The organism is Nitrosopumilus sp. b2 (assembly GCF_014078535.1).
Taxonomy (GTDB): domain Archaea; phylum Thermoproteota; class Nitrososphaeria; order Nitrososphaerales; family Nitrosopumilaceae; genus Nitrosopumilus; species Nitrosopumilus piranensis.
Genome location: NZ_MU078704.1, coordinates 1 through 23,345 on the forward strand (window position 1 = coordinate 1; position 23,345 = coordinate 23,345).

General features: G+C 32.4%; 31 protein-coding genes. 16 read left to right on the forward strand and 15 right to left on the reverse strand.

Annotated features, from left to right (window positions below):
* Window positions 1-7 precede the first annotated feature (7 nt).
* Window positions 8-2,200 (reverse strand): elongation factor EF-2, encoded by a 2,193-nt coding sequence (locus C6989_RS06665; protein ID WP_148703498.1) that lies wholly within the window; start codon window positions 2,198-2,200, stop codon window positions 8-10.
* A gap of 49 nt (window positions 2,201-2,249) precedes the next feature.
* Window positions 2,250-3,155, reverse strand: coding sequence for a phosphoheptose isomerase family protein (locus tag C6989_RS06670; RefSeq protein WP_182126730.1), 906 nt, complete (start codon window positions 3,153-3,155; stop codon window positions 2,250-2,252).
* 84 nt (window positions 3,156-3,239) lie between these two features.
* Here C6989_RS06670 and C6989_RS06675 point away from each other — a divergent pair, with 84 nt between their 5' ends.
* The 4 genes from C6989_RS06675 to C6989_RS06690 all read left to right on the forward strand — a co-directional run bounded on the left by C6989_RS06675 (window position 3,240) and on the right by C6989_RS06690 (window position 5,289).
* Window positions 3,240-4,067 carry an MqnA/MqnD/SBP family protein gene (locus C6989_RS06675; RefSeq protein WP_148703500.1) on the forward strand — a complete coding sequence of 276 codons (828 nt, stop codon included), beginning with the start codon at window positions 3,240-3,242 and terminating at the stop codon, window positions 4,065-4,067.
* A 27-nt stretch (window positions 4,068-4,094) separates the two neighbouring features.
* The gene (locus tag C6989_RS06680; RefSeq protein WP_148703501.1) at window positions 4,095-4,385 is read left to right on the forward strand and encodes a hypothetical protein; all 291 of its coding nucleotides are present in this window, start codon (window positions 4,095-4,097) and stop codon (window positions 4,383-4,385) included.
* Between the two features lie 266 nt (window positions 4,386-4,651).
* Window positions 4,652-4,945, forward strand: a complete 294-nt coding sequence (locus tag C6989_RS06685) for a cytochrome c-type biogenesis protein (protein WP_148703502.1) — start codon at window positions 4,652-4,654, stop codon at window positions 4,943-4,945.
* Between the two features lie 38 nt (window positions 4,946-4,983).
* Window positions 4,984-5,289: an MTH1187 family thiamine-binding protein gene (locus C6989_RS06690; protein WP_148703503.1), complete on the forward strand. Its 306-nt coding sequence runs from the start codon at window positions 4,984-4,986 to the stop codon at window positions 5,287-5,289.
* Here the strand turns inward: C6989_RS06690 and C6989_RS06695 are convergent.
* Window positions 5,286-6,383, reverse strand: a complete 1,098-nt coding sequence (locus C6989_RS06695) for a radical SAM protein (RefSeq protein ID WP_182126731.1) — start codon at window positions 6,381-6,383, stop codon at window positions 5,286-5,288. The genes C6989_RS06690 and C6989_RS06695 overlap by 4 nt on opposite strands.
* A 76-nt stretch (window positions 6,384-6,459) precedes the next feature.
* Between C6989_RS06695 and C6989_RS06700 the strand changes: the two genes are divergently transcribed.
* Window positions 6,460-6,633 carry a C2H2-type zinc finger protein gene (locus C6989_RS06700; RefSeq protein WP_182126732.1) on the forward strand — a complete coding sequence of 58 codons (174 nt, stop codon included), beginning with the start codon at window positions 6,460-6,462 and terminating at the stop codon, window positions 6,631-6,633.
* Here C6989_RS06700 and C6989_RS06705 read toward each other — a convergent pair.
* The 3 genes from C6989_RS06705 to C6989_RS06715 form a co-directional block, all read right to left on the reverse strand.
* Entirely contained in the window at window positions 6,620-7,111 is a 492-nt protein-coding gene (locus tag C6989_RS06705) for a tetratricopeptide repeat protein (protein ID WP_148703505.1), read from the reverse strand. The two genes, C6989_RS06700 and C6989_RS06705, sit on opposite strands and share 14 nt — an antisense overlap.
* A gap of 160 nt (window positions 7,112-7,271) precedes the next feature.
* A complete protein-coding gene (locus C6989_RS06710; RefSeq protein ID WP_182126733.1) occupies window positions 7,272-8,306 on the reverse strand; it encodes a hypothetical protein in 1,035 nt (344 codons plus the stop codon).
* A gap of 117 nt (window positions 8,307-8,423) precedes the next feature.
* On the reverse strand, window positions 8,424-8,651 hold the full coding sequence (locus C6989_RS06715) for a tetratricopeptide repeat protein (RefSeq protein ID WP_148703507.1): 228 nt from the start codon (window positions 8,649-8,651) through the stop codon (window positions 8,424-8,426).
* Between the two features lie 123 nt (window positions 8,652-8,774).
* Between C6989_RS06715 and C6989_RS06720 the strand changes: the two genes are divergently transcribed.
* On the forward strand, window positions 8,775-9,218 hold the full coding sequence (locus C6989_RS06720; protein WP_148703508.1) for an Lrp/AsnC family transcriptional regulator: 444 nt from the start codon (window positions 8,775-8,777) through the stop codon (window positions 9,216-9,218).
* Between the two features lie 10 nt (window positions 9,219-9,228).
* On the forward strand, window positions 9,229-9,777 hold the full coding sequence (locus C6989_RS06725) for a DnaJ domain-containing protein (RefSeq protein ID WP_182126734.1): 549 nt from the start codon (window positions 9,229-9,231) through the stop codon (window positions 9,775-9,777).
* Here C6989_RS06725 and C6989_RS06730 read toward each other — a convergent pair.
* Window positions 9,774-10,178 carry a hypothetical protein gene (locus C6989_RS06730; protein ID WP_148703510.1) on the reverse strand — a complete coding sequence of 135 codons (405 nt, stop codon included), beginning with the start codon at window positions 10,176-10,178 and terminating at the stop codon, window positions 9,774-9,776. The two genes, C6989_RS06725 and C6989_RS06730, sit on opposite strands and share 4 nt — an antisense overlap.
* A gap of 98 nt (window positions 10,179-10,276) precedes the next feature.
* On the opposite strand from C6989_RS06730, the gene C6989_RS06735 reads away from it, so the two are divergent.
* The 3 genes from C6989_RS06735 to C6989_RS06745 all read left to right on the forward strand — a co-directional run bounded on the left by C6989_RS06735 (window position 10,277) and on the right by C6989_RS06745 (window position 13,496).
* On the forward strand, window positions 10,277-11,590 hold the full coding sequence (locus C6989_RS06735; RefSeq protein WP_182126735.1) for an HD domain-containing protein: 1,314 nt from the start codon (window positions 10,277-10,279) through the stop codon (window positions 11,588-11,590).
* Window positions 11,591-11,599: 9 nt separating this feature from the next.
* Complete coding sequence (locus C6989_RS06740) at window positions 11,600-13,045, forward strand: FAD-binding oxidoreductase (protein ID WP_182126736.1); 1,446 nt, start codon at window positions 11,600-11,602, stop codon at window positions 13,043-13,045.
* A gap of 307 nt (window positions 13,046-13,352) precedes the next feature.
* Complete coding sequence (locus tag C6989_RS06745; RefSeq protein WP_012215116.1) at window positions 13,353-13,496, forward strand: DUF5679 domain-containing protein; 144 nt, start codon at window positions 13,353-13,355, stop codon at window positions 13,494-13,496.
* A gap of 17 nt (window positions 13,497-13,513) precedes the next feature.
* Here the strand turns inward: C6989_RS06745 and C6989_RS06750 are convergent, their stop codons facing one another.
* From C6989_RS06750 to C6989_RS06765, 4 genes are all read right to left on the reverse strand, one after another.
* Entirely contained in the window at window positions 13,514-13,765 is a 252-nt protein-coding gene (locus C6989_RS06750; RefSeq protein WP_148703513.1) for a hypothetical protein, read from the reverse strand.
* 58 nt (window positions 13,766-13,823) lie between these two features.
* Complete coding sequence (locus C6989_RS06755) at window positions 13,824-14,198, reverse strand: hypothetical protein (protein WP_148703514.1); 375 nt, start codon at window positions 14,196-14,198, stop codon at window positions 13,824-13,826.
* A 116-nt stretch (window positions 14,199-14,314) separates the two neighbouring features.
* Window positions 14,315-15,592, reverse strand: a complete 1,278-nt coding sequence (locus C6989_RS06760; protein ID WP_148703515.1) for a DUF7482 domain-containing protein — start codon at window positions 15,590-15,592, stop codon at window positions 14,315-14,317.
* Window positions 15,593-15,641: 49 nt separating this feature from the next.
* Window positions 15,642-16,265: a superoxide dismutase gene (locus C6989_RS06765; RefSeq protein WP_182126737.1), complete on the reverse strand. Its 624-nt coding sequence runs from the start codon at window positions 16,263-16,265 to the stop codon at window positions 15,642-15,644.
* Between the two features lie 77 nt (window positions 16,266-16,342).
* Here C6989_RS06765 and C6989_RS06770 point away from each other — a divergent pair, with 77 nt between their 5' ends.
* On the forward strand, window positions 16,343-16,906 hold the full coding sequence (locus C6989_RS06770) for a hypothetical protein (RefSeq protein ID WP_182126738.1): 564 nt from the start codon (window positions 16,343-16,345) through the stop codon (window positions 16,904-16,906).
* 34 nt (window positions 16,907-16,940) lie between these two features.
* Window positions 16,941-17,555: a hypothetical protein gene (locus C6989_RS06775; protein ID WP_182126739.1), complete on the forward strand. Its 615-nt coding sequence runs from the start codon at window positions 16,941-16,943 to the stop codon at window positions 17,553-17,555.
* Here the strand turns inward: C6989_RS06775 and C6989_RS06780 are convergent, their stop codons facing one another.
* Window positions 17,556-19,280 carry a DEAD/DEAH box helicase gene (locus C6989_RS06780; protein ID WP_148703519.1) on the reverse strand — a complete coding sequence of 575 codons (1,725 nt, stop codon included), beginning with the start codon at window positions 19,278-19,280 and terminating at the stop codon, window positions 17,556-17,558.
* A gap of 272 nt (window positions 19,281-19,552) precedes the next feature.
* On the opposite strand from C6989_RS06780, the gene C6989_RS06785 reads away from it, so the two are divergent.
* The gene (locus C6989_RS06785; RefSeq protein ID WP_148703520.1) at window positions 19,553-20,233 is read left to right on the forward strand and encodes a PAC2 family protein; all 681 of its coding nucleotides are present in this window, start codon (window positions 19,553-19,555) and stop codon (window positions 20,231-20,233) included.
* 189 nt (window positions 20,234-20,422) lie between these two features.
* On the opposite strand, the gene C6989_RS06790 is transcribed toward C6989_RS06785, so the two are convergent.
* On the reverse strand, window positions 20,423-21,082 hold the full coding sequence (locus C6989_RS06790) for a hypothetical protein (protein ID WP_148703521.1): 660 nt from the start codon (window positions 21,080-21,082) through the stop codon (window positions 20,423-20,425).
* A 157-nt stretch (window positions 21,083-21,239) separates the two neighbouring features.
* On the opposite strand from C6989_RS06790, the gene C6989_RS06795 reads away from it, so the two are divergent.
* From C6989_RS06795 to C6989_RS06805, 3 genes are read left to right on the forward strand one after another with little or no spacing between them, the layout of a single operon-like run.
* The gene (locus tag C6989_RS06795; RefSeq protein WP_182126740.1) at window positions 21,240-22,157 is read left to right on the forward strand and encodes a carboxypeptidase-like regulatory domain-containing protein; all 918 of its coding nucleotides are present in this window, start codon (window positions 21,240-21,242) and stop codon (window positions 22,155-22,157) included.
* Between the two features lie 45 nt (window positions 22,158-22,202).
* Window positions 22,203-22,370 (forward strand): hypothetical protein, encoded by a 168-nt coding sequence (locus C6989_RS06800; RefSeq protein WP_182126741.1) that lies wholly within the window; start codon window positions 22,203-22,205, stop codon window positions 22,368-22,370.
* Window positions 22,371-22,426: 56 nt separating this feature from the next.
* Window positions 22,427-22,762, forward strand: coding sequence for an arsenate reductase family protein (locus tag C6989_RS06805; protein WP_148703523.1), 336 nt, complete (start codon window positions 22,427-22,429; stop codon window positions 22,760-22,762).
* A 2-nt stretch (window positions 22,763-22,764) separates the two neighbouring features.
* On the opposite strand, the gene C6989_RS06810 is transcribed toward C6989_RS06805, so the two are convergent.
* Window positions 22,765-23,007, reverse strand: a complete 243-nt coding sequence (locus tag C6989_RS06810; protein ID WP_182126742.1) for a hypothetical protein — start codon at window positions 23,005-23,007, stop codon at window positions 22,765-22,767.
* Window positions 23,008-23,026: 19 nt separating this feature from the next.
* Window positions 23,027-23,323: a hypothetical protein gene (locus C6989_RS06815; RefSeq protein ID WP_182126743.1), complete on the reverse strand. Its 297-nt coding sequence runs from the start codon at window positions 23,321-23,323 to the stop codon at window positions 23,027-23,029.
* Between the last annotated feature and the right edge of the window lie 22 nt (window positions 23,324-23,345).

Here is a 23,345-nt window from a genome sequence, read left to right on the forward strand (position 1 = left end):
TGCCTTTTTACTCTTTGTCGATAAATTCTTCTGCTCTTGGAGGGTCTGGAGCAAGTCCCTTTCTCTTTCGAATGTCAGCAACAGCTGCTGTAAGCATGGATTTAGGAACTTCGGTCCATGCCTTAAAGGAAGTATTCCATGTTGCACGTCCTGCAGTTTGACCTCTCATCTCTTCAGATAATGTAAATGTCTCAGAAGCTGGTATCTCACCTGTAACAATACTTGATGCACCTTTTTGTGCCATATCTAGAACTTTGCCACGTTTTCCAGAAAGAACTGTTGCAACATTTCCAACTAGATCAGTTGGTACACGAACTTCAATTGCCAAAGTTGGTTCCAAGACAGCAGTTCCTGCAGTTAGCAATGCACCCATACATGCTCTACGAGATGCAGGTCCTAATTGAGATAGACCTCTGTGTGCAGTATCCTCGTGAGGAACAAAGTGAGTAAATATGAATTTACAGTCCCTCATCTGCTCTTTACAGAGAGGCCCCTCTTTCATTACTTCATCAAATCCAGAGTTTATAGAATCAGTTGATTCCTGTACAAATTGAACACCTTTTGTTCCGTTAATCAAAACATTACCACGAGAATCAAATCGCATAACTCTCTTTATTGTATCAGTATCCCATCCGGCGCCCTTTAGCAAATCTGAAACAATCTTCTTGTCTTTCATATCACTGATTTCACCGGTTCTTAGCATGTTTGCAATTTCAGGCTCTAGTGGTTCAACTTTCATGAATATTTTGTTGTGCCTGTTTGGAGATTTTGCCATGATTGGCTCACATGCAGATTTTACAGTTTCTCGATAGTTAATCAAAGGCTCAGATGTAACAATCTCTACTTTAGCATCCTGAATACGGTGAGTAGCAACATCAAGGTGCAAGACACCCATTCCTGCAACAATTGTCTCTCCGCTTTCTTCATCAATTTTTACAATCAAGTTAGGATCTTCAATGGTTAGTTGTTTGAGAACTTCGACTAGTTTAGGTAAATCTTTAGGATGTTTTGGTTCAATTGCAACTTGGACAACAGGTTCTGAAACATATTTGACTCCTTCAAACATTGGAATGTCTTTAACAGATGATAATGTGTTACCTGCTCTAGCTTCAGTTAATCCTAATAATGCAGGAATGTTTCCAGCACCAAGTTCTCCTACTTGTTCTCTTTGGTTTCCCATAAAGAAATTTACAGATTGAACTCTTCCTTCACGTTTTGCATCAATGATGTTGATTGTTTGTCCATCTTTGATTGTTCCAGAGAATAATCTTCCAATAGCAACAGGCCCTGCTGCAGGATCCAATACCATGTTTACAATCATCATAATTGTGGGACCAGTATCATCACATGCAAGTAATGCCTTTCCAACATCAGATTCTAAATCACCTTTCCAAATTTGAGGAATTCTGTATGTGACTGCCTCATGAGGGGCAGGATGATGTTTTACAACCATACCAAGAACTGCATCAGCTAGTGGTGCTTTCTCAACTAGATCGTCGACTTTTTCATTTTCATAAGCGTCAATAACATCTTTGAATGTAATACCTCTTTCTTTCATTAAATCAATGTTGATTGCCCATCTATCTTTTGCAGAGCCAAAGGTCACACTTGCATCTTGAATTGATACCTTCCATTTTTCTTTGTATTCAGGTTCTGCATATGTATCGATTAATTGATTAAAGTTTGAAACTACTTCTGCTAATTGAGCCTGCATTTTTTCAGGAGTTAATCGCAGTTCTTTGATTAGTCTATCTACTTTGTTGATAAATAAAACAGGCTTTACTCTCTCTTCAAGTGCCATTCTAGTAACAGTTTCAGTCTGAGTCATGATTCCTTCTACTGCATCACACACTACAACTGCACCATCAATTGCCCTAAGACTACGAATTACCCTTCCACTAAAATCTACGTGTCCAGGTGTATCAATCATGTTAATGACATATTCAGTACCTTTTTGGGAAAAGAGCAAAGTAACATTTGCTTGATAAATTGTAATTCCTCTTTGTTGTTCTTCTTTATCAAAATCCATAGCAAGTGCTTTTCCAGCAGCTGATGGGGCAATAATTCCAGAGTAAGCTAAAAGGCTGTCACTCATAGTAGTTTTTCCATGGTCAACGTGAGCAATTACACCAAAGTTTCGTATCTGATCCTTATTTTTGATAATTTTCATTACTTCACTTGTTGACTTGAATTTTACCATATTCGCAAACCCTAGGATTCAGCTATTAAACCTTAGCCTTCCAAAAAGATCAATAGATCATGTCATTACTTACATTACGAATCTTTTTTGCCGTCACAAAATAACAGTCTTTTTTCCGTTTTCTTTTTGCCTCATTTAGTGCAATGAATTGAGAGAAAAATGTACAGTACAACACTTGAGATATTTTATCAGATGGCATACTGAGATGAACCACATTAATTCCAATTTTTTTAAGATTTTTTGTCAATTGCACATTATGTAGATTTTTTTCTTCAAAAATTATGACAGTGTCACCACTTTTAGCTGAAAATAACTCCATGTGAGAAAACTGCTCTATTCTACAATAGTGTGCATCATACCCCAACACCTCATAGAATTTTGCAGCACAATACATTGCAAGAGGGAAAGTCAATAAATTGCCAAGGATGTAAATTTTTTTAGAGATTTGGACTCGCTTGGAATCAGATTTTGCTTTTGAATATAATCTAGCAGGATGGGAGATACGTATAGGCGCAACTAGAGAAATGCAACATAAGGCACTTTCTAAAAATGAGATGCTGCCTGCAGTAAAAACTCCATTATCAGGAGAGTCAAGTAGAATTACATCATTAGAGACTTTAGCTAATTGGCCATCAGACTTTGATGTAATTGCAGTTGATTTTTTTGTAATTTTTGCAACCTTGACATTAGTAATGGTGTTACCAGAAATTGAAACAAAGTAAACATGTTTTGATTTTACTAAAGATCTATTTTTGTACAAGTCTAATGGATCCATTGCCTTTACCAATCCATTAGAAAAAGATTCAGCCAACATAGAAGACACCATTGAATCACCACTTCCAGAAAAAATGATATTTTTTTGCAGAGTCTTTGAAATAGGTTTTTGCTTTTGAAAGGATTTTAGAAAATCTACTTGGAGATGAATGTCTTTTTCAAATGCATCCATAGTATTCATCAATTCAAATAATTTTTTGGCATATATTAGAAAATCTGTTTTAGCTGTGTTTTGATTTTTATTACGACTAGAATTGAACTAATTATGGAAATTTCAGTAGGGCATACTCCTGATTCTGATGATGCATTCATGTTTTATGGTATGTTTACAGGAAAAGTTCCATCTCCAGATTTTGAAGTAAATCATGTCATTGAAGATATTGAAAAATTAAACCGCAAAGCAACAAATCCACAACTAGATGTCACAGCAGTTTCAGTTCATGCATGTGCATATATTCCAGGATACACTGTTTTACGAAGTGGCGGAAGTTTTGGAATTGGATATGGCCCCATAGTTACTGCAAGAAAACAAATGACTATTGATGAGATAAAAAAATGCAAAATTGCAATTCCAGGAAAGATGACATCAGCATTTTTACTACTACAACTAATGATCGGAAAATTTGATTATGTTGAAATGAACTTTAGCGACATTCCAGAAGCTGTAAAATCAGGCAAAGTCGATGCAGGGCTAGTAATTCACGAGACACAATTATCATATGAGCAAGAAGGGAATGCCAAAATTCTAGATGTAGGAGAATGGTGGGATAAGACAACTGGCGGATTGCCAGTACCACTTGGAATTAATGTCATGAGAACAGACTTAGGATCAGAGACAATACAGAAATTTGACAAATATCTTCAAGCATCAATTGAATATGGATTAGAAAATTTTGATGATGCACTAGAGTATGCAATGCAGTATTCCAGAGAAAAGCCAAGAGAATTGATTGAAAAATTTGTAAAAATGTATGTAAATCAAGTAACAGTCAATATGGGAGATTCTGGGGAAGAATCCATAAGAAGAGTATTTGAGATGGCAAAAGAAAAAAATCTAGTTCCAGATTTTGAACTAAGCATAGCCATCAAGTAATTATAGAACAAAAAATTTTTACAATTAATGGGTGACGGAATAGGCGGTCCAGTAATTGGCATTCTAACTAACAATGCATTTGAATTACTTGTAAGTCATGTTAGAAAAGACAACAAAGATGAATATGGTAAAACAGAAAAAATTATCATGAGCAAAATTGACAATCCAGACGACCCACAATATGAAGAAAAAACAAAAGAAGACTTGGAAAGAGCACTAAAAGGAAAGTTTGTTTCATGCAATGTTCAATACAGAGATAAAAAAACAGATGCACTCATTTGCAATGTATTTGTACAAAAGCCACCTGAAGGATTTTGAAATTTTAGCTAGACTCAATGATGTAATGTAATTTTGTCACACGTGATCGTTCTTTTATGCTAATAGAGCACAAAATTTTCGTGAGATACATTTGAGATTTACAGCATGACTATTAGTATTGTATTTATCACAAAAATGGAGTCTGCAAAGTTGCAGATTCAGCAGGAATGCTGATAATTAATTCAGGAGATCAAGGTACAATTTCACTCAAGTTGCACATGGAAGAAAAATAAATACTGAGGATCCAATTTCCTAATATATGATAAATACAAAATAATATCAAATTGGTACTAATTGACAAGAAAATTTTTGGTGGAGGCATTGCCATGATTGTTGCAGGAATTGTTATCGGCTTATCAATTGGAGAGCCACCCACAGGTCAAGCTGGAATGTCTGAAGAAGAGATTATTGATTTAATGGTAGCAGAAGATGAAAACCAGGCTTTGCAGTTATTGTATGGACTTTTAATTGGTGTAGGATTTTTGTTGATTTTAATTAGTTTTGGAGCAAGGCGTAGAAAGGGCAGTGCAAAAAGATCAGAGAAAAAGCCTGCAGAGTAATTCAAACTTTTTAATCCAATTAAAGTACAGAAATAAAGTTGATTCATGCAGAAATTAGTATATATCCAATAGCGACAAAAACTACTAGCGCAAGTTTTTACATTGCAAAAGCAATTGAATCAATTCAAAAGATAGAAAATCTCACATACGAAATTAATTCAATGGGGACAGTTTTAGAGTCAGATGATATGGATGTAATTAACAAAGCAACAAAACAGATGACAGAAACAGTTCACAATCTAGGAATTGGTAGAGTAGAAGTTGTAATTAAGATAGATTCAAGAAGAGACAAACATCTAAAGATGCATGAAAAGATAGAGTCAATTAAAAAACATTTAGATTAAAAATTCTTTAAAATTCCAAAATGAGTATTACGTTGGGCAGGAGTACGGCCTATTTCTTTTACCATAGTTGCAAGCTCATCAACTGATGATGTTGTCGGTTTTCCTGCAGCACGATAAATCTCCTCAGAAAATGCAGTTCCAACCAAGTCACTTCCACCATTAGACAAGGCAACTTGAGCAAGTTTCTTTCCATATGCTACCCAATAAACAGAGATGTTGTTTAGAGTATTTGCAAGCATAAGTCTTGATAATGCAATGATTCTCAAATCATAAACAGAAGAACATTCATTATTTACCAAATGCTCTTGTTCTAGTTCGGTATTATCTAAACTGAATTTTAGTGGAATGAGTGTGATGAATCCATTTGTCTTTTTTTGTAACTCACGAATTTTTACAAGATGATCAACAATGTGTTCAGGTTTTTCAATGTGTCCATAAAGCATAGTTACATTACTTTTGATTCCCATATTATGGGCTTCTTCAATTACATCTAACCATTCTTGACCAGTACATTTTCCTCTTACAATCTTTTTTCTAATTTCTGGATGAAATAGTTCTGCTCCACCACCAGGCATTGAATCAAGTCCAGCACCTTTCAGTCTAGACAGAATTTCTTTAGTGGAATTTTTTGTAAGTTTTGATAGATAAAAAATCTCTGCTGCAGTTAATGCTTTGATGTTTAGTTTGGGATGATTTTTCTTAATTATTTTCATCATGTCTTCATAGTATTCAAGGGGAAGTTTGGGATGAAACCCTCCAACAATGTGTACTTCAGTTGCACCCATCTGTTTTGCAATTCCTACTCGCTGTTCAATTTCTTGAGGAGTTAATGTGTAAGCATCTTCAGCACCATCTTTTCTATAAAATGCACACATCTGACAACTTGCAGCACACACATTTGTGTAATTCATGTAGTATGATGCTGCAAAAGTTACAGTGTCACCAACTAGTTCCTTTCTTCGGGCATCAGCTACTGCTCCAAGCAAGTGCAGATTATCATAATTCATCAATTCAAGACCATCTTTGTAGGATAGTTCTTGACCTGCTATGGCGCGATCTAGTGCCTGAGAATCACCTACTAGTTGTTCTAGCATACAATAAGACTAACCCATCATGATATATTCCTTAGTCAGACTCAAGAAATAAGTAGTCAGATAACAATATCACTACATGGTGCTCCCACTAGTAGATGAACACAAACCAAAATGCTATCTATGCCATGAAGGGTTTGATAATTTAGAAAAACTCAGAGAGCATCAAAAATCAAAACATACAGATTTTTTTGAATCACATGAAAAAGAGATGAATCGAGAGCCAGCACCTGGCGATGTTACAGTGTTTTAGTTTGTTCTTTAATTGATTTCAGTAAATCTTGTGCCAAATCTTTTGAAATATTGGCCAGATCAAATCCTTTGTCAATAGATAATGCTTTTTTAAAATGTTTTAGTGCATCTTGTAATTGTCCAATTTCACCTAAAGACAGTCCTTTGTATGCAAGAGCCATTGTGCATTTTTTATCAATTTTTAAAATCTCATCATAGCATTTTATTGCCTCAACATATTTTTGATCAGAATGCAGTGCAGTACCTTTGTTTAATAGAGCATCAAGGTTTGCAGGAGAAATTAGCAAGGCTTTATTGTATGAGCGGATTGCAAGTTTAATTCTGCCCATATTTTGTAATGTAACTCCTTTATCAATAAGGGCACTGACATTTGCAGGTTCACTTTTCAATACTAAATCATAGAGGTCTAGCGCATCATCAAAATTACCATCTTCAACACACTCATAGGCTTGAGACAACATCTTTTTTGTATTATTCAATATATCAGATAATATTTTGTTAATAAAGTAGTTTTACTTTACAAGATATTATACGTACAAACAATGAATTTACCTCCATGATCGGTTTATGATAATATGGTATAAAATTAGATTTTTTGATTAATTATTGATTAGAGGTAAACTGTGGATTAACTTCAGATCAGGAAATTCTATCCACTCGCATGTATCCTTGAGGCTTGCTATTTGACTGATCCCAACAAGTAATCAAGAAGTTCATTTTTCTTCTTGTTTTTGTACTGTATAGTGTAGTATGAGGTCTATGAGCATTGCCTAAAACAATTGTTTTTTTACCATATTGCTTGAATTTTCCATCTACAACATATCTCATGATATTTGCACCAGATGGAAATTTTACTTTCTTTTTTAGATTATAATCTTTTACCGTAAGTATACCAAAATTATTTTTCCAATATACCATAGAAGACATTGAATAGTTATGACCAGTTTTTTGAAGAATTTTTGAACTTGATGTAATTTGCCATTTTTTATCAACAATTAAATGAATTAAGCTACCTTCAACTGTTTCAACTATTTTTTCAGGCATGAATGCCATAAAGCATGGAGACACATGAGCAGGGCATCTTCCCGTTTGTAAATAAGCAGTGCCACCGTTTGAGTAGTTATGGTGAGAATCAGTAGGAACAGTTTTGACACCTTTTCCAATTCCATTAATGCCAAACTTGCAAATAATCATTCGAGGTTTACCAGTGGAAGATTTGTCACCATGTTGAAAAAGTGCAACTGCAATACCATTTTTTTCTTCTACAAGAAAATGATCATTTGTTACTGTATTTGGGAATCCTTTTGAATTTCGACTGCTGTATACTGAAAATTTTCCAATACGATTAAAATTACTATCTAGTTTTAACAAAAAACACTTCTTTGCACTTGCTGTGGAAAATGAAATCCAATGATACCCATGAGCAAAAACATGCCAGTGATCTGCAATATTTTCACCACCAGAATCTACTGAAGTTGCAACTGTAGTCCAAGATGGCGAACCAAAAGATGAGGGATTAAGAGGATCAACTCTAGACATAATAATTTCTCCGTTTGTTTCTGCAGACAAAACTAAACCTTGGGAATCATCTACTACTGGGAATAACCACAAATCTGTACCATAAACTGCAGTTTTTTTTACAAGTGAGACTAGTGTGGGAGGTTCTTTTGTCACAGAATACAATAAGATCATATATTGATAAGGGTTCTATCTTTTATTATCATACAGAATTAAGTTATTTTTCATAATATATGAAATAATAATATAGATTCAATATTTGTCAATATAAAATCAAGAAGAATACCTATCACGAGGATCAATTTGCAATGATTTGTTAAAACAATCCATTGCTTCTTCGTATCTCCCAAGACTGCGAAGTGTAATTCCTTTGTAATTCCACAAGTCAGGATCATCTTGATTCAAAAGAAGGGCTTGCTCAAAAAATCCTAGCGCATCATCAAAATTGCCATCCTCTAGGAAAGACTTTCCTTGTGAGATAAGTTCTTCAATTTCACTCATGAAAATATGATTCCAAGCATTTGTTTTAAATTTGACATGACTGAAAAAATTTGAGCCTAATCAATTAAACAGATTTTTAGTTATTTAGTGAAAATTTAAATAAATTTTTTCAATATAACTAGTGTGAATTTAGATAAGACAGATGAAAGAATTCTAAAAAATTTGATGGTAGATGCAAGATTATCAGCAAGACAACTTGCATTGAAATTAGGAATGTCAACTGTAACTGTTCTATCTAGAATAAAAAAAATGGAGAAAGCCAACATCATAAATGGATACTCAGCAATAGTTGATCATGAAAAACTTGGTTATTCTCTTACTGCAATAATTGAAATTATTGCAAATAATGACAAAGTTGTGGATATTGAGGAAGAGTTATCAAAATTTGAAAATGTTTGTGGAGTGTATGATATTACTGGTTCAACAGATACGATAATTATTGCAAAATTTAAAGAAAGAAATGAACTAAGCAAGTTTGTCAAAGGTCTTGCAGTTATCCCAAATGTTGAAAACACAATTACACATGTAGTATTAAATACTGCAAAAGAAGATTTTAGATTAGCATAGTGAAAAAGAATTGAAAATTGTAAGTATTTTTCTAGTTTTAGTAATGTTATTTCTAATACAATCATCATACGGACAAAATGAAGAATTAGATATGGAACTTGAAGTTTCAGATGAGGAAAAAATTATTCTATTTGGAGGGTTTGCAATAGCTATAATTGGATTATTCTTGTTTTTAGCTAGAGATATCATTCTTAGAAGAAAGACATCATATGATAAAGAAGAGTTAGAATCAAAAAAAGACAAGACACAAGAAAAATATCATTCTGATTGGGGAGATGATTACGAAGAGATTGGAAAAAGAAGAAACACCATTAAAGATAAAGAATTTAGAGATGCTGTAAAAAATAATGAATTACCAAATTACTATAAAATTTTAGGGGTTTCAAAGGATGCAACACAAGAAGAGATAAAGAGTAAATTCAGAGAACTAGCAAAAAAGACACATCCAGATATAACAAAAAAAGACTCTGAAGAAGAGATGTCAAAACTAAACAAAGCTTACGAAGTACTTTCAGATAAAGAAAGTAAAGAAAGATATGACAAGTATTTTGTAGATTAAACTGATTCTAGTTTTACAATAATCATACTAAGTTCAATTGAATCAGGTGTTTGAACACTATTTGTTAGATTTGTGAAAATTTCCAAATTTTTTGTGGAATCATTAATGCTCACAATAGTTGTGATTTTTATTTCGCCAAATTCTGTATTGGGTCCAAGCATCTTTTTTGTAAGTAATGGAACTACAGAAAGATCCTTAATTGTACCCTTCATCTTATAAGCAAATTTTTCTGAAAAATATACCCCACCACGGGTGGTGGGTTTGTTTACTGGAATAGGAGAATAAGTTACAGAAACATCTGTCAATATGTATGAATTATCTTTTAAATCGAGTTTGAATTCAAGAGAATCAGATTTTGTTGAATCAATTAAAAATTTTAAAATGTTTTCATCAACAGTCATTTAAAAATAGCAAAATAGTAATTCTATTGAATCTTTCTACAGGAAATTAAAATTTCAATCAGATCAACTTTAAAAATAAGAAAAAAGACTGATGAATAATGCAATTATTTGCAAATACGCAGGTAATGAGAAATAATATTTTAGATTTATTGATAGAGAATAGACTAGAAGACGATTGCTATGTAGAAATGCTAGATTACACTATTGACTTGTTTGAAAGTAGGGGTCTTGGTAGAGATTATTATGGATATCATAATATCAATCATGAATTAGAAGTAACATATTTTTCATTATTAGCTGCAAAACAAGAAAAAATAAAATTCACACGTGAGGACATAAAATATCTATATGTTGCAGCATTGTTTCATGATTTTGATCCAGAAAAAAGTGTCGACAAACCTCATGAAGAAAGTGTATTAAAATTTATTGCAACTGACAAAAAACTTGGTCAATTAATCAAAACTGCAAAAATTGATTTAGAAATAATCAAAGTGTTAATCTTAAGAACAACATATCCTTGGGCAGGTCAACTTAAAAAAAATGCTGAAGAGCAAATCAAGCAATGTTTTCAAAATTCAGAATTGACTAGAAACAACATCGAATATCAACAACACATCATGAATATGGGATGGTATCTCACAGTAGTTGACAGAGTTAGTGGATACGCATTAGGTGATTTTTCCAAGGCTATGGAAATGGCAAAAATGAATGCACATGCACTAGCATGGAGACCATCATTAATTGTTAGAAGTGCAGTAGCATATTTCGAAGAGCTGTTAAACAAAGAAACAGAGATGGTAAAGCCTGTTCTCAAAATACTTTCAAATGAAATGAGAAAGAATTTTTTTGACACAGTTTTATCATTTATGAGAATCAGACAACAAGAAATTACCATTCAAGCTGATTGTGCATATAGAAATCTTAGATTAGTGCCAACTATCGAATGCATGTCTACTAGAAATGATCCAAATTTTATCAATTCATTACATGACATATTATTAGAACTGCCTAGACCTTTACAATTCACAGACAAATTTGAAGAGTCAATAAAAGATCCAGACACCATTATCACCACACTAAGATTAAATGGAAAAAAAGGAGAAATTGTAGGATATGCCAAGGGTGGCGCTCTTGAAAATTATAATCTAAGAGAAGAAATTAGAGATGAAAACTATGGTCTAGGAAATACAGTATTTTTGGAACCAATCGCAGTAAAGATGGGGTATTGGGGATTAAAAGGAGGCAGTGAGATGCGCCACATGTTTGTAATGCAGGCTCACTCAAAAAAATTCAAGTATCTTACAAGTTTTGCACTCAGAGATGTGATTCAGGCAAGAATTGAAAAAGAGCAAGCAGAGTTTGTAGCACAGTTTGATCCTGAACGATGGGATTATTATCGAATCAAGATTTAGATTCATCAAATGAATTCTTTGAAAACAGTATTATCAAAAGCAATTCAAGGTCAAATACATTCAGAAAAAGAGTTTCAAAAATTTTACTCAGTAGATGCAAGTTCATATCAAATCATTCCAAAAATGATAGTTATTCCAAAAAATGAAAAAGACATCATCAATACAATTAAGATAGCAAAAAAATTTAAAACAACAGTAACTGTGCGTGGTGCAGGTACGGGGTTAGTTGGTAGTGCACTAAATAATGGAATTATTTTAGATATGAAAAATTTTGATTCAATAAAAATATTCAAAAATCATGCAACTGTAGGTCCAGGAACAATCAAAGGTAAATTAGATAAAAAATTAGAGGAAAAGAAAAAATTTTTTCCACCAAATCCATCGATTGGTTCCTTTTGTTCTGTAGGAGGAATGCTTGGAAATAATTCAAGTGGAAGTAGAAGTCTAAAGTATGGAAGTGTAATTGACAATGTAATTGAGATAACAATAATCGATGGTAACGGTAAAAAGATTATTCTACCAAAAGATAAAAAAATTTCAAATAAAATTCAAAGTAAAATTAGTGTAGATGAGAAACAGTTTCCAAATGTTTCAAAAAATTCTTCAGGATATAGAATTGATAAAATAAAATCAGGAAAAGACACTCATAAAATTATTATCGGTTCAGAGGGAACATTAGGAATTATAACATCAGCAAAACTCAAAATTAAAGACATACCAAAAAAAAGAATTCTTTTCGTAATAGAATATAGTTCAGTTAAAAATGCAATAAATGATTGTATCAAAATAAACAATACAAATCCTTCTGCAATTGAGTTTGTAGATCATACCACATTAAAACAAATAAATTATATTTTTCAAAAAAATACAGAATGTTTACTTTTTGTAGAATATGATGAAAAGATTACTCTAAACGAGAGAAAAATAAAGTCAATTATTTCAGGAAATATTGTAAAAAAACTAACAAAAAAACAAGATATTCATCAATGGTGGAAATATAGAGATTCATCATTATTTTATAGCCTCAAAAGCATAAAGAAAGAAAATAGAATTCCCCACATAATTGAGGATGCAGCAGTACCAATAGAAAAATTGCCAAAATTATTTTTGATTTTAAAGAAAATTAACAAAAAATTTCAGACAAAATCAGCCATATACGGACATATAGGAAACGGCAATCTACATGTTAGACTAATTTCAAAGAGAAGAAAAATGTCAACAATTAAAAAAATTGCAATGGAGTATTTTGATGAAATAATCAAGATTGGCGGAACAATTACTGCAGAACATGGAGATGGTTTAGCACGTTCAGAATTTATCAAAAAACAATATGGGAAAACAAACTATGAAACATTTAAAGAAATTAAGAAATTATTTGATCCAAAAATGATATTAAATCCAGGAAAAATAATTACTAAAAAAAGTACAGTAATTAGAAATTTTGAGAAAATCTAATTTTGAATTCGATATCAAACTAATTGTTTAAAATATTTTAAAAGAGATCAGATAAAGAATTTAAAACTAATTTTAATTATTTAAAATTAAAAAATAATTTTTGTGAACTCAAAATAAAGTTATAATACAAAAAATGAAAAATATCTAATATTTAAAAAATATGCAGAACTTGTTGCTAAATTTACCCAAATTACATCCATTACGAAAAAAATGAATCCAGAATGTAATAATTAAGATCGGAGATTTGCCTCTTAGTGAAAAAAATTCAACAAGTTCTTGCTAATAGAACCTTGAGCCTAGTGAGGGTATGACAATAGGATATTGCGTAAAATGCCGAGACAAACGAGAAATCGGTGGCGCTAAACCATACACAATGAAAAATGGTAAACCTGCAATCAAAGGCACATGCCCAACATGCAGTACTGCCATTTTTAGAATCGGTAGAGGATAGATTTCTTATATAGAAATTTAGTACTGCCATTCATCAGTAAGGCCATTCCATAGCGAACGCATTGGGGATGGATCTTTTTCTATTTCTTCAGTAATTCTATTTTTTAATACAAAAAAGAAGTTTTCTAGTGCATCAATTCCACCATCAGCATATAGTTCGTGGCCTATCTCAGTAATTCTCTTATGTTTTTCAGGGATTTCAGAAGAATTTGGATTTTGTAGACAAAATGTCATCAGATCAATTAGTTCTTCTTCAAGCATAAAGTCCATTACACAATTACCAAAATTCTAATCAAATTTAGGTTTTGGTAAAAAAGAATTAAAGAGATTACTTTAGGCGTTTGTAAATCTCTTTGAATTCAAGTGAAATGTTGTATGACATGTTAAGAAGATGTGCAAGTTGATTCATAGATGTTTTGTCATGACCTAGTTGTCTCAAAATAGTTAATGCCTTTTGTGGAGAACTTGACAATAACGGGTTTTGCCCCGACCAAGTCTTAAATGCCTCCTCCACATCCAAACTGAAATTTAAAACAAATTCTTTCCAGTTTGGCATTTTTTTTAGTGCTTTTTCTGTTAACAAAACTTGAGATAGTTCTCGAAATTCATTTTTTCTGTCTACATACAACATGTCTAATGCTTGCTGAATTTTTTCTTCCCTATATTCAGGGGTGTTTAACATATACATTCCAGATTTACTCATAACATCATTATTCATGTTATTAGTGATAAACAGTATAGTTGATTCTCTGAAAATTTGTTAGCATTTTTTAATTAAATTAAACAAATATGAGGAATTGAAAAAGAAAAGAGTGGATCTTATTGGAATGGGTCAATAAATGGACAGTTAACTATATGGTCACTATCCATTGGACGTGCAATACCAATATCGATCAAGCCAGCCTCTTTGTATGCATTCAAATCATCAATGGTTTCTAGCAATTGAGCATTTTCTGGATTTGTCCAGTCAGTCATGAAAATTCTCCACATGGGGGAATAGTTTGCATCACCAGGAGCTCCAGCAGCAATTCCTGCTTGAAATCCCAATGGGCCAGAACCAGTCAATCCATTTTTGAATTGAAATAGATCAACTGCAGCTGAATTTGCAATCAAACTTGCAGATGTTGGTGAACTTACAACACCCATCATTCCAGCAGGGCCACTTGGAGTAGCATCTGTTACAATGTAATAGATTGTTCTACCATCAGGACCCCATCCACGATGAGCTATGAAAGTTACAGTCATCTCTTCTGTATCGATATCAAGAACTTGTCCACCACCATAGGGTGTTTCATCAGTCAAAGTTTTGTCTTCTTTGACCATCATTTGACCATCAGGCCAAACAATTTGTGGCATGTTCAAAACCACATCAACAGTAGTTAATGTGACTTCACCATTGTCTGCAGCTTCCATTACCATTGCATCAGAATTCAAAACTCTTGGTGTAACACCTTCATTCCATGTTACATGTACATGTGAAGTTAATGCACTATACACATCTGGTTGTGCAGGAGTACTAGTAAAAACTTCTCCTTGGAAACCATGTACACCATTACCTTCTATTCCATTTGTAAACATGTAGGTTTTTGAAAGTGCCTTATCAGGAGCATTCTTTAACAATGGAGCAAGCTCTACTTTCCAACCTTGATTTTTTGTTATCAAGTCTGCATGAGTTGGATCACTTGAATCTGTGATGATGTAATAAACATCTCCACCATCATAGAATCCTTGATGCATAGGAATAGTTGCAGGAACGTTTGCTCTTGACAATCTAAGTACAGACCCCAAATCAGCCTCTGTTATCTTTTCCATCATAGTTTCTTTTTCCATCATGGTTTTTTCCTTCATTTTTTCAGAAGGTTCAGAAACTGGAGCTACAGGCTTGGATTTTCCTTGTTCTGCCATCCATGCGGCTTTTCCACCAGAAATTTCAGAACATAGTTGTAATCCACAAACATTTGTGCTAGAACCATATTTTGAAGAACTAACACCTTTGCTTTTTAGGGCTTCAGCGTCTGTGAAAGAACCGGTGGTAATTCCAACTGTAAACAAAGGGAGTATTGCAAGTAATGCAATGTATCTTAGACTCTTGTTCATTAAGGAGAAAAACCCAATTTTCTTTAAAAGAATTTATCCAAATCAGCACTTATTCTGAAAGTTCTGAGAATCTATTTTCCACATAATCCCAATTTACAACATTCCACCATTCTTTAACATAGTCAGGTTTCTTGTTTTGGTATTTCAGATAGTAAGCATGCTCCCATACATCTAATCCCAGTAAAGGTATTTTTTGCAAAGTCCAAGGACTCGTTTGGTTTTCAGTGGAAATTATTTCTATTTTATTATATGTAGAATTAAAAACTAGCCAACACCAACCACTGCCCTGAATTCCAATAGCAGTATTTGAAAAAATTTTTTTGAAATTATCAAAGCTGTCATAGTAAACATCTATTGCGTCTTCCATCTTTCCTCCGGGCGAACCATCACCATTTGGAGTCATTGTTTCCCAAAACAATCTATGATTTTCAAAGCCACCTCCAAAAAAGTTAATTTTATTTCTTCCAGATTCAGGAATCAGGTTTAGATCAGATAGAACAGATGTTATGTATTGGGGATGAGATGCACTACCAATTTCTTCTAGAGAGATATTCAAGCCATCAACATATGATTGATGATGTTTCTGATGATGAATCTTCATCGTTTGAGCGTCAATGTATGGTTCTAATTCATCATAATCATAAGGTAAGCGTGGCAGTTCATATCTAACCATAGAAGAAATTAGAAATATCCACATATAATCTTCAAGAAAAAATCAGGTTTTTATTTAAAATTAAATTCTAAAATATATTGGTTCATCCAGTAATTACACAAATTTTTTCAAAAGAAGAGAATGCAGGAATATTTTTTTCATGGATTTCTAAGAAAATAAACAATGCTAATGCATTACAAGAATTCTTTGAATGGCATTTACAAGTAATCTCAGAAGTAGTAAAAGAAATCGAAAATACAAAAAAAGTAAATTTTGAAGATAAACCAGAGTCTGAAGTATGGGCAAAGAATTTTTTAGAAAATTATGATGAAAAAATTAGAAACATGAGAAAGAAAAGCAACCAAATATTTGAGAGGTTTCATGAATTAAAAAAAGAGTTCAATAATACAATTCCAAAAGAACACGAATATTATAAAAAATCAAATGAGATAATGCAAGTATTTCTCAATAATCAAGAATTGTTAGTTGGAAAAATCATTTTTTCATACAGAGAAACATGGTTTTTAGCAAATCAAATTATCGATTCAAATTTTAAATTAGGTTCAATCAAAAACTATCAAAATTGGGTTGAAGCAAACTTTTCAAATTTAAAAAAAGTTAAACAAGCACTAGAATACATTGAAAACGAAATTTCAAAGTAGAAAAGATGATAAGAGTTGAAAGAAGTAAAAAAATATGAGAAAGTTAGGAACAATTGATTTAGAAATTTTGCATTTAGCAGTTAAAGAAAATGGTACTTTTAATGAAACAAACCTTGAAAATTCAGAATTAAAACGACTAGGGGTAGGAAAAATTTTGGATTCGTTAGGAACTTTGAAGGATAGAAAATTTCTTTCATTAAATAGTGATGGGTCATTTTCAATAACACCGGTTGCAAAAGAGATTCTATGGACTGAAAACATACCAGTTTGGGCTAGAATATTACGTCTTCTCCAAATTAAATCATGCAACATGGACCAAATTATTGACATTCTAAGATTACCTGAAGATAAAATTTTAGAAGAAATTGAAAAGTTAAGGCAAAATCAATTGGTGTTAATGTCTCCACAAAGACAAGATGATAAAATTGTCAAGGTGTATGAAATATTACCTGAAGGAATTGAACAAATTGATAAAACAGAAAAAGAGGGTTTTGATAAAATAAAGTTTGGACAAATAGAGCCTGAATTTGAGATTCTAAGTTTAATTGACGAAGTCACAAAGGAGATTCAGGATTCACAAATAGAACCATACAAGAAAACCAGAATTGTGGAAAAATTATCGACCCTAAAAAAGAAATTAGACATTTAGTTATTTTGAACGTATTTTATCTTGTATCTGTGCCAAAATGAGCTCGGCCTTGTCTTTATTTTCAAAGTTTTCAACACTTTCATCCATAATTTCATCAATTTCATAACTTTTGTCAACTAGAACATTTGCAACATGATCATCCAAAGTACCATTTCCAATCAGATAATATGCAAACACTGTATTTTTTTGACCAATTCTATGCAGTCTATCCTCAGCTTGTCTATGTATTGCAGGACTCCAGTCAAGCTCTGCAAAAATAACGTATTTTGCCCTAGTCAAATTTATACCAACATTTCCCGCACGAATTCCTGCAATCATTAGTTTTGATTCGCCTTTTTGGAATTTATCTATCTGATCTTGTCGTACAGAATCTGACTGTCCACCAATGATAGACACTGGTGAAAACTCCTGGAGGCTCTCATGTAGTAATTTATGAATTACTTTATGATGACAGAATACAACAACACTTTCTTCAATCTCCATAATATTTTTTACAAAATTAATAACATGTGGGAGTTTGGCTAATCCTGCAATCTGTCTTTCACTTTGTATTGCACGATGATATGAAGCAGATTTTGAGAATTCAGATTCTGCATCCTTTTGTTCGTCTTCTAGCTTTTTCCAAATCTTATCTAATTCCTCAAGATAATAATCAGTATCTGCAGCAATAACTTCCTTATAGCGAACCTTATCTTTTAGTTCCTTTAGTACGTCAGATTTTTTTCTTCTAAGCATAACATGTTTTTGTAGTTCATTTCTTAGCGATGCACGCTTATTTTCTAAAACTATTGCTTTGCCTTTTTCATTAACATAACAAAAGTATTCACAAAATTCTTTAAAACTTCCAAGAAGTCCAGGTTTTAAAATGTCAATAATGGGCCATATTTCAGAACCACGATTGTAAATAGGAGTTCCGGAAAGACCAATTCTGTATGATACGGACGACAAAGCTGCTAGTTTTTTTATTGATTTGTATTTCTGGGTGGTTTTAGATCTCAAGTTATGTACTTCATCACAAACAACAGTTTTGATTCCAATTTTTGCTAAATCATCATATCGCTTGAAAAGCAATTCATAATTAATTACATAAATATCAGTTTTAGGAAGTTCTTTTCGTTTTCCAGTACGAATCAAAGTAACACTAGGAGAATCAGATTCTAATATTCGTCCATTTCTACTTTTTTTCTTGAGGAATTTTTCAATCTCTCTTTCCCAATTGTTTAATGTAACTAATGGTGCAACAACTAAAACAGGAAATGTTTGTTTTTCTGTAGCAACATAAGACAGAGTCTGCACCGTTTTACCAAGGCCCATTTCATCAGCTAAAAGTGCATTACCAGAAGATTTTATTAAAAAGTCTAATCCCTCTTTTTGAAAATTGAGTAATTTTCCTCTAAATTGGTCACCAGCTTTTGCTCTCTTTAACTTATGCTTAATTGGCGGTAAAGTCGGTTTGGGAGCATAAGTTTTTACAATTTTTCTCTGCCAAGTGGTTTTCGATAGAATCTCAAGGGGGTATCTATCAAGGATCAGTTTGATCTGTTTGACGTTTTCAGTACTATCAGGAATTATAACTTCATTGACATTTTCACCATACCATGCCTCAGGCACCAATCTTGAAATCATGCTTACAGCACGCTCACCAGTTATCTTCCAGCACCAGATTTTGGAGTATTTGTCAAGGACATACTCAAGTGTTCCAATGTTTTCCATGGATGTTTCCATAATTTGTCGATAGAATGTTTTTTTGCCTTATGAATCTTCATGTTTTGTTCGATCATTAAAAAGAAAGTCAAAAATCGCAAAGAGTTAAAATATGATAGTGTTTTTACGTATTGGAAAAATCTATTCTTTAGTAGGCTCAAAATTAAAAACAGTTATCTTACAAATTTCATGATCAAATACAAAAATTACTGTATTAAAATTAAGAATTATAGAATTTTAAAATATTTTTTGAACTAGTATATGTTTAAAGTTCATGGAATTTTTAATCAAACATGGAATTCAAACAGGACGAAGAGCCAAATGTTGAAAAACCAATACTGATTGCTGCAATGCAAGACATGGGAAACGTTGGCAGTATTGTAATAAATTTTATCAACGAATCATTAAGAACAAAAACATTTAGAATATCAAAAACTCCTTTTCCAACATATATTGTAGATAGAGGAGGATATATTGATCTTCCCGATGAAAGTTGGGATTACAAATACACAGATGATTTGATTGTTTTTGGAGGAGGTAAAGGCCAACCACAAAATACTAGTGAGTTAAATGCACTTTGTCAAGATGTAATTGATGTGGCAAAAAAATATTCTGCTAAATTCATCTACACACTTGGTGGCTTTCACACAAATAGAATGTTCAATAATAATCCTAGAACATACATCACTACAACATCACAAGAGCTAACAAAACAGATGGAGGGGTTAGGTGTAGACATTACTCCACAAAAATCAATCATCACAGGTTTTAATGGATTAATTTTGGGGTTTGCAAAAAAGAATGGAATTCACGGGATTGGGATGTATGGAGAGTTAAATGAGCCCGAAATACCGCAATATCGAGCAGCAATCAGCATAATCAAAACTCTTGAAAAATTAACCTATAGAAAATTTGGAGATACAAGTAGACTAGAAGTGATGGCACAAGAAATTGAAAGAAAATTTAAAAATTAATCTCTAATGTGACTTTCCCACTGGATGGGGTTCAGTATTTTCATCATGACAATCACATGAGCAGAGATGGGTCTTGTGATTATTCATACAATCAATGCATTCAAAATGCTTTCGTGTTTCACAAGCAGCACATATCATCTTACTACATGTATTAACCAGATGAATTTGAATTTTTTCTTATTTTTACACCTAATACACTATTCCACTTCTATCAAGCAGATCATTTGTTAAATCAACATAACCTTGTGGATCTAACTCCCTAACAAATCCACCATCAATATTGATAAGATATATGGAATGTAAATGGGCATTCAAAATATCATCATATTCTATAGGAGGATTTTTGTAATATCGATCACACAAGTCTTTTACTTTTTTTACATCATCTTTTTTTCGTGCATTAGGAGGCAACAAGAAAATTTTTGGGATGGGTAAAATTCCAGTTGCAGGACTAGCTAATGAAAATTTGGAGCAGTGTTGGCTATATCTGGCAATCTTACTCATTATTCTTGCAGTAAAATAATCTATGGTATCCATGGCATGCTCTGGCGGAGTGAATCCCGTTTCAATTTCAATAATGGTGTTGCCCCCTCCTTTTTTTGCAAAAATATCACAAACTAAAATTTCTGAAATATCTTTTTCAACATCTACAGCATAACCGCGTGAAATTAAATTACTTGCACATATTAGCTCCAAAATAGAATGGTTGATTTTTACTAGGTTTTTTTGATACATATCAATTAATTGTTGTCGCACATAATTTAATTTCGAAGTGTCCTTTTCTTGTAGATTTACAGACAGCTTCTTTGTCATATCATACACATCATTACGAAATTTTTCTAAGTCCATAATTCAAGATTAGATGAATTTAGGGGTTTAAGAATAGTCTGAAATTACAAAGTTCGATATTAAGCACAAAAATGGTCAAGATTAATCAAATAAAATTTAAAATTAGCGAATTTTTATTCATACTTTGTCTTAACAACAAAAAATAACACAGAATCAAGTGTACAAAAAAGCAGGAATAGTAGGGATATTTTCATTTTTGATGCTATTTTCATTTATCCAGACATCTGAGGCGGAATTATGGGAGTTAGTCATAGACCTCAACATGGAGAAAAGTGCAATAGTTTCAGGAGAAACAGTAGTTATCACAGGTAAGGTAGTAGACCATGCATATAATCCCATTCAAGGAGCAGAGGTACTAATCAGAACAGGTTCAGATACCACAAAAGCATTCACTGACCCAGAGGGAGTGTTTAGAGTGGAATTCAAGGATTTTGACAAAATTCCAGGAACCTATACAATTAATGTAATTGCAACATGGAATGGAATGACAGGACTCAAAACAACACAATTCCAAGTAAAGGGGGACATTTCACCTGTTTCAGCATTACAAGAAAAATTAAACACAGAGGAGGCAAGAAGATATCTTGGTTCAAATGAAAGTGATTTTGAAAAAGATCCAATTGGGCAAACCCTCTTCAAATATTATCATGGATTATTACAAGAATTATTTTTAGAACAAAAAGATGAAAGAGAGTCAATTGAAGAAGACTTGTACTTAGAAGAACAAAGAATCATAGCAGATGAACTAAAAGTTCAAGCAATTGAAGAATATAATCCAGGTTATGGAGTGTTTGAAGGGTTAAACTATGAAGACTATGTAAATAACTTGAATCCTGAAATTCAAGACATCGTTAGTAGCCAATTAAACTTTACAAAGAATATTTTTGAAGAAGCACAAATAGTAAAAGCCCAAATTTTAGCAGATGGTGGAACATATGAAGAAGCACAGAAGGCATATCTTGAAATGTTATCAATTCCAAAAGAGAAATTAGACGAATTTATTGATGAAAAACTAAGAGAATTAGAAAATTCTGAAGAATCATCAGAAGAGAATTATGAAGAAAAGAACGATTGATAAATTCTACGTGCGCCTTATATTCAAAATTCACTGAGATTATTTATGAAAATAGATATTCCAATACCATGCCCAACTTGTGGTGGAAAAATGTATTCAGTTAGTTATGAATCATCAATTTCTCTTTTAAAGAAAAGAAGTTGGCAAGTATGCAAAGAATGTGACTTTGAAAGAAATTCTGAAGAATTTAAAAAATCAATTTGCTGTGCATAGCAGCACAAATATTTTTTCTAAACAATTTTTAATCATATGCAAATACAATCTATGAATTGAAAGTATTTCACAAACCCACATGCATTACATGCAAAAAAACCATATCAGAAATAGAAAGAATGCGTGTAGATATTGAAAAGAGGGATTTTTTTAAAGATCCATTCTCTGAGGCAGAATTAAAAAAGATAGTAAAAATGACGGGGAAAAAGCCATCAGAACTCTTAAGAAAACGAGATAAAATGTTCAAAGAATTAAATTTGGAAAATAATAAAAAAACAGATGCTCAAATAATCAAATTGATGGTCAAGTATCCAGGACTAATTTTAAGGCCAATCATAATATCAAAAAATAAAGCATACATAGGAAAAGTCGATCCGGCTAAAATAAAATAATTTTAAGGGTTTTCTTTTTTGAATATTCTTATTGCCTCTAAATGAGAGCAATTTGCTTTTAGTCCCTTTCCATGATGAAATTTGTAAAAATTTTTGAATCCAGGGCACTCACAGATATCAGAAGTTACAAAATAAGATTTATCAGGATCAGAGGAAGATTTTATTTGAAATAAATCATCATCAATTTTCGATACGCCACCACTCTCAACTAATTTTTTGGCTTTTCGAATTGTGTTAGCACTCATCATAATATGAAAGACATTATCATTTTTTATTCTTTAATTTTTTTAGTATGTTTGCCCATTCTTTGTCTTGAGCCATTGCATTTTGATAAAGAAGTTCAAATGTCCATGCAATAATTTCATTCCAAATTGCTTTTAGAGATTCATCATCAGTCCATAAAACACTGGTTTTAACTGCAGTCATTGCAATAATGTTCTTTGCGTTTTTTGATGGATTTTTATTCCATTTTTTTATTACCCTGTCACAAAATTCTAAAATTTCAGATTTGGTCAATACCAATTCATCAGGATCAAAGAAATTTTTACCATTCTTTACCATAGATTACCAATCACATAACAGA

Coding starts and splice junctions, on each gene's coding strand:
- C6989_RS06785 (WP_148703520.1), top strand. CDS start 19,553: ATGGAATTCAAACAGGACGAAGAGCCAAATGTTGAAAAACCAATACTG.
- C6989_RS06775 (WP_182126739.1), top strand. CDS start 16,941: ATGAGAAAGTTAGGAACAATTGATTTAGAAATTTTGCATTTAGCAGTT.
- C6989_RS06670 (WP_182126730.1), bottom strand. CDS start 3,155: ATGAATACTATGGATGCATTTGAAAAAGACATTCATCTCCAAGTAGAT.
- C6989_RS06675 (WP_148703500.1), top strand. CDS start 3,240: ATGGAAATTTCAGTAGGGCATACTCCTGATTCTGATGATGCATTCATG.
- C6989_RS06700 (WP_182126732.1), top strand. CDS start 6,460: ATGGTGCTCCCACTAGTAGATGAACACAAACCAAAATGCTATCTATGC.
- C6989_RS06735 (WP_182126735.1), top strand. CDS start 10,277: ATGCAATTATTTGCAAATACGCAGGTAATGAGAAATAATATTTTAGAT.
- C6989_RS06750 (WP_148703513.1), bottom strand. CDS start 13,765: ATGGACTTTATGCTTGAAGAAGAACTAATTGATCTGATGACATTTTGT.
- C6989_RS06755 (WP_148703514.1), bottom strand. CDS start 14,198: ATGAGTAAATCTGGAATGTATATGTTAAACACCCCTGAATATAGGGAA.
- C6989_RS06760 (WP_148703515.1), bottom strand. CDS start 15,592: ATGAACAAGAGTCTAAGATACATTGCATTACTTGCAATACTCCCTTTG.
- C6989_RS06800 (WP_182126741.1), top strand. CDS start 22,203: ATGAAAATAGATATTCCAATACCATGCCCAACTTGTGGTGGAAAAATG.
- C6989_RS06745 (WP_012215116.1), top strand. CDS start 13,353: ATGACAATAGGATATTGCGTAAAATGCCGAGACAAACGAGAAATCGGT.
- C6989_RS06740 (WP_182126736.1), top strand. CDS start 11,600: ATGAATTCTTTGAAAACAGTATTATCAAAAGCAATTCAAGGTCAAATA.
- C6989_RS06680 (WP_148703501.1), top strand. CDS start 4,095: ATGGGTGACGGAATAGGCGGTCCAGTAATTGGCATTCTAACTAACAAT.
- C6989_RS06810 (WP_182126742.1), bottom strand. CDS start 23,007: ATGAGTGCTAACACAATTCGAAAAGCCAAAAAATTAGTTGAGAGTGGT.
- C6989_RS06790 (WP_148703521.1), bottom strand. CDS start 21,082: ATGGACTTAGAAAAATTTCGTAATGATGTGTATGATATGACAAAGAAG.
- C6989_RS06715 (WP_148703507.1), bottom strand. CDS start 8,651: ATGAGTGAAATTGAAGAACTTATCTCACAAGGAAAGTCTTTCCTAGAG.
- C6989_RS06665 (WP_148703498.1), bottom strand. CDS start 2,200: ATGGTAAAATTCAAGTCAACAAGTGAAGTAATGAAAATTATCAAAAAT.
- C6989_RS06780 (WP_148703519.1), bottom strand. CDS start 19,280: ATGGAAACATCCATGGAAAACATTGGAACACTTGAGTATGTCCTTGAC.
- C6989_RS06695 (WP_182126731.1), bottom strand. CDS start 6,383: ATGCTAGAACAACTAGTAGGTGATTCTCAGGCACTAGATCGCGCCATA.
- C6989_RS06815 (WP_182126743.1), bottom strand. CDS start 23,323: ATGGTAAAGAATGGTAAAAATTTCTTTGATCCTGATGAATTGGTATTG.
- C6989_RS06765 (WP_182126737.1), bottom strand. CDS start 16,265: ATGGTTAGATATGAACTGCCACGCTTACCTTATGATTATGATGAATTA.
- C6989_RS06730 (WP_148703510.1), bottom strand. CDS start 10,178: ATGACTGTTGATGAAAACATTTTAAAATTTTTAATTGATTCAACAAAA.